This is a genomic window from Moorena sp. SIO4E2, from assembly GCF_010671945.1.
Taxonomy (GTDB): Bacteria; Cyanobacteriota; Cyanobacteriia; order Cyanobacteriales; family Coleofasciculaceae; genus Moorena; species Moorena producens.
On the sequence record NZ_JAAHIE010000315.1, the window covers coordinates 1 to 8,736 of the forward strand.

Genomic DNA, 8,736 nt, shown 5'->3' on the forward strand with positions numbered 1-8,736 from the left:
ATAGTCTCCCAATTCTGAATCACTTGCTGCAAAGCTTCCGGGAGCTGATTACTACCAATATCGGCATAACGTGTAGTACCTGCATTGCTGCTCAGAGTAACACTGATATAATCAGCAGCACCAATAGGAGCAGGGTAACTGAGCTGATCAAACTGACTAAAGTCTACGTCTTTGTTGAGAAACTTCTTAAAGCCTTTGACATCTTGACGGGAAATGCGAGCAATCTCAGTGGGAGTGCTATTCCCATTTATCCTTATGTACTGCTGAATCACTTGTCCATTGTTGAGCAGACGGGTTTCAACTGTTTGACCAAAGAAACCACCACTTGCGATCGCACGAAATACGGTATTCTTCTCTAGGGCTGGTGGTAATTCACTGCTGGGAATCGGTACTGCTGCCAGTAGGTCTTGATTGTCTACTGATTCAACCTGAGCGCTTGCGGTAGAGTTACCTGATGGTAAGAACTTCATTTGACCAGCTTGGCTAGTTACTGCACTAAAGGATACAATCCCGGTTAATGCACAGGCAGCAATAATATAAGAAGATGGAGTGATTGCACGCAAGTTTTTCATCTGATTCCCTTGATTAGTTGAAGGTGTACCCATAGGCCAAGGTAGAGAACTTACCAGCAGTATCAAGACCAATTGCTGGTGTTTGCCTCTTTACTTAAGACTATTGACTTTTGGGAGATTTGTTTTGTTTCGTGCTGACTACCGAACTATCGGTAGGGAAATTACCTCTTCTCAAAATCCCGCCATTCGTGAGATTGAGACTAATTCCGTTTTCGGCAAGGTTGCTACTCGCACCCCGTAATTGGCTACTTACTAAAATCCCAGATCATACCCGAAGATGAGTCCATCTACGAAAAGCCAAAACAGCATTTAGCCCACCAAATGCAAATGAGTTAGAAAGTGCATACTCAACCTCTACTAGGCGGGATTGGTTAGGAATAACATCCAAAGCACATTGAGGATCTGGTTCAGTAAAGTTCGCTGTTGGTGGTAGAATTCCTTGTTGAAGTGCCAGAATCGTGGCAACAGCTTCAATAGCACCAGCAGCTCCAAGAGCATGTCCGTGTAGGGATTTAGTGGAACTGATTGCTAACTTTTGTGCATGAGTGCCAAACACTGAGCAAATGGCAGAGATTTCCATCTTGTCGTTGGCTTGAGTGCCAGTACCATGGGCGTTAATGTAACCTATTTGCTCTCTTTGTAACTCTCCATCTTTTAGAGCTGATTCAATTGCTAGTGTAGCTCCTTGTGCAGAAGGTTGGGTAAGATGATAAGCATCAGAAGACATGCCAAACCCTACTATTTCCCCGTAAATCTTTGCCCCACGAGCTAAAGCAGCATCCAAAGGTTCAAGTACGAGCATAGCTCCCCCTTCTGCCAAAATTGTACCACTACGGTTTTGGTCAAAAGGTCGGCAAGTGTCAGGGGAAATAACTCTCAGAGCATCCCATGCTTTTAAATGTCCCATGCTAAAGGGGGCTTCACTGCCACCAGCAATTGCCATTTCTGCCATACCATGACGAACCATCCAATAAGCCAGTCCAATGGCATGGTTAGAGGAAGAACAGGCGGTAGAAAGAGTATAACCAGGACCTTTAATCCCTAAGTCTATAGAGATATGACTAGCAGTAGCATTAGCCATAACCCGAGGTACAGTCAGAGGATGAATCTTTTTCCGCTGTTGTTGATAGAGTTCGGAAAAACCTCTGTCTTCAGATGTTTGACCACCAACACAAGAGCCAGTAACGATGCTAGTACGTTCTTGCAAATCCGGTGTCCAATCAATAGATGCATTTTTTACCGCTTCTCTAGCCGCAACTACGCCAAATTGAGCAAAGCGATCAAGTAAATCAACTTGTCTGTTTGGAAAATAGTCCAAGGGATTGAAAGATTGAACTTCAGCACCATTGTTCATACGCAATTTCTGAACATCAACCGCCTGAATGAGCCTAATTCCTGATTGACCTCGCTGCAATGATTGCCAGAACTCGTCACAATTATTTCCTATAGAGGAAATAACGCCAACTCCAGTAATAACTACCCGGCGTTTCTCCATAGCTGAAATTTACCATAGAATTTTAAATTAAGTGAATTAGGCTGTTTTGACACTGTTTAACTGTTAGATATATATTCAGCTTTGGCATCTTAATCTACCTAACAGCTAAGACAATCCTTAATTGTACAAAACTCAGCCAATAGACTACTATTAATCCCTAGGAAGAAAGAATCTGCTCAAGCTGTTCTACTACCTGACGTACACTGTTAACCATAAAAGCAGTTTCATCGGGAATTGTAATATTGAATTCATCTTCAAGTTCAGCAATGATAGTCAAACCCCTTAAAGAATCAATTCCTAGTTCTTCAAAAGACGTGTCTAACGATATTTTTTCTTGAGGAATTTTTTCATTTTCAGCAATTACCTCAATAACTTTTTCAATAATTTTTTTAGATAAGTTTACTTCTACGTTCATGATTAATATTCAAATTCAACTGTGTGTTTTACATTAGACATTTTACAAAAGTCTTCAACAGAGCACAAGCAATAATATTTTACGGACACTATATCCAAAAAACTCAAAATTTATATTCCAAGTAATTGGCATGATTTATATCATTATTAGCCCCAGAGTTATAACCTTAAGCCACCTTAAAATCAGTAAAAAACTAGGAACAAATTTTGACAGGCAAGGATCTAAGATGTCGAAGAACTAGATATTCTTGATATCCTGGCTCATCAATTGTCAACTCTAGATTGGGTAGTTGCTGCACGATAGTATTAATGGCTATGGGAACCTCTACTCGCGCTAATGCTGCTCCCAAGCAAAAATGACTACCAGTAGCAAAGGCAAGGTGTGGGTTATCCTTACGTCTTAAATCAAGTTGATTTGGACTAGTAAATTCGGCTGGATCTCGATTAGCAGCTCCTAAGCAGATGATTACATCTTCACCAGGGTGGATGGTTTGCCCGCCAACTTCTAGTGTTTCTATTGGTGTGCGAGCGATTATCTGAGTAGGACTATCATAGCGCATAATTTCTTCGGTTGCTGTAGGCAAAAGTTCCGGTTGCTCCCTCAGCAATTTCAGTTGAGCAGGATGATTTAGTAGTGCTAGTATTCCGTTACCAATGATAGCTGCTGTAGTCATAACCCCAGCAGTTATTAGCATCAAACAAGTTGATAATATCTCTTGTTCACTGAGTGGCTCTCCTCCTTCTTCGACTGTAACTAAAGCACTAATTAAGTCGGATTGAGGTGTCTTACGTCGTTGAGCAATAATTGTTGACAAATATTCGGTCGATTGCTGGACATATGCCTCAAGTCGTTCACAAGTTTTGAGAGATGCTAAGGGATTAAAGATATGGAATAAATGCTTTGACCAACCCTGTAACAGATAATAGTCCTCGTCTGGTAAACCCAGTATCTTAGTAGTCACCTGGGCAGGGAGTTTTTCGGCAAAATCAGCAATGAGATCTACGTGTTGTTGATCTCGCAATTCATCGACTAATTGAGATGTTATCTGCTGAATTGGATCATGCATCTTGTGAAAGGGATTAGCCTGGATGGCTTTGGTGACTAGATTGCGGGCTTTGCTGATTATGGGTATGATTCCGGACTCCTAGCCCCCCAATTTTGCGGTGCGACCCGTGGCGAATTTAATTCGCCTAGGTCAAGCGCACCGGGGGGGTAACAAAATTTTCCAAGTCCCCCGCCCCCCTAACCCCCCAATACTGGGGAGAATTAGCGGATGCTTCGCTTTTTTACAAATGGGGACTAACGGGGGATTTTCCAAAACCAGACAATGTTAGTTCATGCTTCAATTGAGCAACGCCCAATTCAGCAACACCCTTTATTAAACCAGATTTATGCACTCTTGACAACGGAGCCACCTCAATACCCATATCTTTGACCCTACAGTAAGCATTCAGCATTCAGCATTCAGCTATCAGCTATCAGCTATCAGCTATCAGCTTATGCGATGCGTCCCACCCTAGAAGCCTGTGCCACCCTAGAAGCCTGTGCCACCCTAGAAGCCTGTGCCACCCTAGAAGCCTGTGCCACCCTAGAAGCCTGTGCCACCCTACTTGAGGTGCTTATGCCCTATGCCAACGCTACGAGAACAGCTTTTGAATAAAATAAGCTGACGACTGACGGCTGACGGCTGAATGCTGACGGCTGAATGCTTACACCCTACAGCGGTTGGTTATTGGGAAGTTACCGATGAACCGGCTAAATATGATAGTAGTATTTTTGAGGTAAAAAAAACATAACCGATAAAAGTAAGTGATTGTCAGCGAAAACACGGCCTGTGTCACCAACACTCGGCCGAAAGTCCAAGGAAAATTTATCTTTGTTGACCAGGATAAATTTTATATCCGTGGAGTGACCTATGGAGCATTTAAACCAGATCAGAACGGTAAGGAGTATCACAACCTCACAACCATTGACCGTGACTTTGCCTTAATGAAGGCTAATGGAATCAATACGGTTCGTATTCCCCATACGATGCCACCCTGTCAGCTCCTCGATATTGCCAACCAGCACGGTCTGAAAGTCATGGTCGGTTTATCAGCGGAACAGTATGTGGGCTATTTAATTGACAAAAAAAAGGCTCCAGACATAGAGGCAATCATTCGTGACCAGGTGCGAGTCTGTGCAGGACACCCTGCTATACTTTGTTATGCATTGGGGAATGAAATTCCTGCGCCCTTAGTGCGCTGGCTAGGTCGTCGCCGAGTCGAAAAATACTTAGAACGACTTTACAGGGCTGTGAAAGCAGAAGATCCTGAAGGGATAGTTACCTACGTTAACTATCCAACCACGGAATATCTCCAACTTCCTTTTTTAGATCTAGTTTGCTTTAATGTTTACCTGGAGTCCCAGAACTGTTTTCAAGCCTACCTAGCTCGACTACAAAACATTGCCGGAGACCGGCCTTTGCTGATGAGTGAAGTCGGGTTAGATGCTCTACGCAATGGGGAACAGGAACAAGCCCAGGTACTAGATTGGCAAATTCGCACCGCTTTTGCTGCTGGCTGTGTCGGTTGCTTCGTTTTTGCTTGGACTGATGAATGGTACAGAGGTGGTGCAGAAGTCGATGATTGGGAATTCGGTATTACTACTAAAGGAAGGGAACCTAAGCCAGCTTTAGAGCGTGTCAGTCAAGCTTTTCATCAAGTTCCCTTTGGCTCCAATTTCAATTATCCTCGTATTTCAGTGGTAATTTGCACTTACAACGGGGCGAGTACGATACGTGATACCTTAGAGGCATTACAGTCCTTGGAATATCCTGACTTTGAGGTAATTGTAGTCAATGATGGCTCCACAGATAGCACATTCGAAATTGCCAAAGAATACAATGTCAAACTCATTACCACAGAAAATCGAGGCTTAAGCAATGCCAGAAATACAGGTTGGCAAGCAGCCACTGGTGAAATAGTGGCTTACCTTGACGATGATGCTTATCCCGATGCCCAGTGGTTGCAATATTTGGCCTATAACTTGATCACCACAGACTATGTCGGTATAGGAGGCCCCAACTTAGCTCCAGCAGGAGATGGTAGTATTGCTGCTTGTGTCGCTCATGCCCCTGGCAATCCCATGCCTGTACTGATTTCCGATCTCGAAGCAGAACACATTGCTGGCTGTAACATGGCATTTCGTCGGGATTGTCTTGAAGCCATTGGTGGATTTGATCCGCGCTTTAGAACTGCTGGTGATGATGTGGATGTATGTTGGCAACTACAGCAATGTGGTAGGAAGCTAGGTTATAGTCCTGCTGCCTTAGTTTGGCACTATCGTCGTAACTCCATCTCTGCCTACTGGAAGCAACAGGTAGGTTATGGTAAAGCCGAAGCCCTACTAGAGCAAAAATGGCCTGAGAAGTATAACCAAATTGGTCATTTAGATTGGCAAGGAAGGGTTTATGGATTGGGCATACCTAAAACACTGCAATTGAAGCGTTGGCGAGTTTACCAAGGAGTTTGGGGCAGTGCTCCTTTTCAATCACTCCATCAATGTCCCCCCAATATGCTGGTGATGCTATCCCTGATGCCGGAATGGTACTTAGTGATTCTCCTACTCTTGGGAATTTCAGCTCTGGGGGCACTTTGGCAGCCGTTGTTAATCTCTATTGTCCCTCTGATCCTGAGTATTGTTTTGCCAATCATTCAGGCAATTTTGAGTGGATTCCAGGCTTCTTTTACTGACCCACCGAAAACTTGGGGCAAAAGGCTTAAGTTGCACAGTTTAACTGCTTTCCTTCACCTGCTTCAGCCTCTAGCCCGTCTCTATGGTCGCATCAATAATGGTTTGACTCCGTGGCGACGGCGTAGCCAGTTTAAACTGAGATTGCCTGTACCCCAAAGTATTACCATTTGGAGTGAGTTATGGCAGGAGCCTGAAAAGAGGTTGCTAGAACTGGAAAAGGCTCTACAAAACAAACATTTGTTTGTCCAACGAGGCGGAGATTATGATTGTTGGGATTTGGAAGTACGACGGGGGATTTGGGGTTCTGTGCTGATTCTCATGGCGATTGAAGATCACGGGTCTGGTACCCAACTGGTAAGGTTTCGTGCTTGGCCGAGGTTTTTTCTTTTACCGTCGTTGCTTACACTCTTTTTTGCTACTCTGTCTGCTTTAGCAGCCCTTGACCAAGTTTGGTCTATAACTTTTATTTTTGGGTTTTTAACTGGGTTGTTAGTCGTGCAAATCTTCCGTTACTGTGCTGCTGCTATGGCTTATTATCATCAGGCAGTAAAGGAGATTGTTAAGTAATGCATTATATCTTTAGACAGGGTAAACGCATCTTATTTTGAAATGCCTACTGGATATGAGATTTATACGATCAGTTTATACGATCAGTATTTAGGCTTATTAATTTTGAAATCTCTTTTGAGTAAGGCTTCTATAATTTAGATGCGTTTGCCCTGGATCTTTAGATACTGAATTCAGGTTACGGGCATGAACTTAGTAAGAATATGCAGACATCTAAAAAAAGGATTTTATTGTACCTTTGGTCATATCGTTGGTACTTACTATGTGCTGTAGTACAGATATTTTTGATTGGCGGACTTCAATTATTAAAACCATGGCCATTCAAGTTTATTATCGATAATGTAATCAATGAGAAACCCCTGTCGTTCAAAGTAATGGCTGGAATTTCCCAACCCAATCTCCTATTGATTTTCTGCTTAACGCTTTTTTTGATTTATCTGTCTTCTGCAATTCTGACTTTTCTTAACAAATACACCACGCTGTATGTGGGCAAGGAAATGGTTAAAGTTTTGCGTGAAGAACTCTACCATCACCTGCAAAAGCTTTCTCTTAGCTTTCATGGTCGTTTATCAAAAGGGGATCTACTCTACCGAGTGACTACTGATGCTGATGAGATTCAAAGTCTGATTATTAATGGCTTTTTACCCATGCTATCAGCACTAATACTGGTAGTGAGTATGTTTATGGTATTATTTCATTTAGATGCTCATCTAAGCTTGATCGTACTCAGTGTAGGACCAGTTTTATTAATTTGTTTGGTTCCTATCAATAAATGGATTAGTTCTGCTGCTGGTTACTCTCGATATCAAGCCAGTAAGGTGTATGCTCTAATTCAGAGTGCCATGTCTAATATGCATGTTATTCAAGCATTTACTCAGGAAGAGCAAGAGTATCAGAGGTTTGCATCTGCTAATCAAGGAAGCTTGAGTGCTAATTTCAACTTATACCTGTTTCAATCCTTTTATGGTGGTGTTAGCACTGCTGTGCTTGGCTTATGGGCTAGTTTAATCATCTGGGTTGGAGCTAGGCATGTTCTGTCTGGTCTTCTGAGCGTAGGTGAGCTGGTCGTTTTTTTTTCCTACCTAGCATTCCTCTTGATCTCCCTCCATCAAGTGAACGAGAGTTGGGGAACTATTCAAGGGTCTAGGGTTGGGGTTGCGAGAGCATTTGAATTGCTGAAGGTGGAAAACGATTTGCAAGATGGAACGCAAGTTTTTGCTCCCAGTGATACCAGAGTAGAAATAGCCTTTTGTGGAGTTTCTTTTCATTACTTATGCGACCAACCAGTATTAAGGGATATTAATCTCAAGATTCAGCCAGGGGAAAAAGTAGCTATTGTGGGTTCTACTGGAGCAGGAAAATCGACCTTAGTTAGTCTTTTACCTCGCTTTTATGACCCACAAATTGGTCAAGTAACCATTGACGGAGTCGATATTCGAGAATATCAACTGAAATCTCTGCGTCACCAAATTTCCATGGTGCTACAGCCCCCTTTAGTCTTTCCCCTAACAATCCGGGAAAATATTGCCTATGGTCGCCCTCAAGCCACTTTAAACGAAATTATTCGTGCTGCAAAAGTGGCACATCTCCATGATTTCATTACCAAGTTACCTAATCAATATGAAACAAAAGTTGAGGAACAGGGTTTCAATCTATCTGAAGGTCAAAAACAAAGACTTACCATTGCCAGAGCAGTTTTACGGAATTCACCGATTTTGATTTTAGATGAACCTACCTCTGCCATGGATGCGGAGACTGAAGCTTCAGTTGTGGAGAGTCTAAACAATTTAATGAAGGGTAAAACAGTACTAATGATTGCTCATCGTTTCTCCACTATACGCAAGGCAGATCAAATTGTTGTGATGGAAAACGGGCAAATTATTGAGCAGGGTAACTTCGAGCAACTAATGAGTCTTCAAGGAGTGTTTAATTCCCTATACCAAACTCAAACT

At 42.6% G+C, this 8,736-nt stretch carries 7 protein-coding genes; 3 read left to right on the top strand and 4 right to left on the bottom strand.

Annotation, left to right across the window (positions count from 1 at the left end; translation table 11 throughout):
• The 4 genes from F6K37_RS25390 to F6K37_RS25405 form a co-directional block, all read right to left on the bottom strand.
• On the bottom strand, window positions 1-572 hold a 572-nt coding region (locus F6K37_RS25390), incomplete at its 3' end, for a hypothetical protein (RefSeq protein WP_502887776.1).
• Between the two features lie 265 nt (window positions 573-837).
• Window positions 838-2,067, bottom strand: a complete 1,230-nt coding sequence (locus F6K37_RS25395; protein WP_287252984.1) for a beta-ketoacyl-[acyl-carrier-protein] synthase family protein — start codon at window positions 2,065-2,067, stop codon at window positions 838-840.
• Window positions 2,068-2,224: 157 nt separating this feature from the next.
• Window positions 2,225-2,482 (bottom strand): acyl carrier protein, encoded by a 258-nt coding sequence (locus F6K37_RS25400; protein WP_287252986.1) that lies wholly within the window; start codon window positions 2,480-2,482, stop codon window positions 2,225-2,227.
• Between the two features lie 193 nt (window positions 2,483-2,675).
• Window positions 2,676-3,617, bottom strand: coding sequence for a cytochrome P450 (locus tag F6K37_RS25405; RefSeq protein ID WP_353838479.1), 942 nt, complete (start codon window positions 3,615-3,617; stop codon window positions 2,676-2,678).
• Window positions 3,618-3,986: 369 nt separating this feature from the next.
• On the opposite strand from F6K37_RS25405, the gene F6K37_RS25410 reads away from it, so the two are divergent.
• From F6K37_RS25410 to F6K37_RS25420, 3 genes are all read left to right on the top strand, one after another.
• Window positions 3,987-4,142 carry a hypothetical protein gene (locus tag F6K37_RS25410; RefSeq protein WP_287252988.1) on the top strand — a complete coding sequence of 52 codons (156 nt, stop codon included), beginning with the start codon at window positions 3,987-3,989 and terminating at the stop codon, window positions 4,140-4,142.
• 149 nt (window positions 4,143-4,291) lie between these two features.
• Entirely contained in the window at window positions 4,292-6,784 is a 2,493-nt protein-coding gene (locus tag F6K37_RS25415; RefSeq protein ID WP_287252990.1) for a glycosyltransferase, read from the top strand.
• A gap of 203 nt (window positions 6,785-6,987) precedes the next feature.
• A partial coding sequence (locus F6K37_RS25420) for an ABC transporter ATP-binding protein (RefSeq protein WP_287252992.1) occupies window positions 6,988-8,736 on the top strand: 1,749 nt, incomplete at its 3' end.

What these genes read in the sequence shown, in the direction of transcription:
- F6K37_RS25395 (WP_287252984.1), bottom strand. Translation starts at nt 2,067, where the DNA reads ATGGAGAAACGCCGGGTAGTTATTACTGGAGTTGGCGTTATTTCCTCT.
- F6K37_RS25400 (WP_287252986.1), bottom strand. Translation starts at nt 2,482, where the DNA reads ATGAACGTAGAAGTAAACTTATCTAAAAAAATTATTGAAAAAGTTATT.
- F6K37_RS25410 (WP_287252988.1), top strand. Translation starts at nt 3,987, where the DNA reads ATGCGTCCCACCCTAGAAGCCTGTGCCACCCTAGAAGCCTGTGCCACC.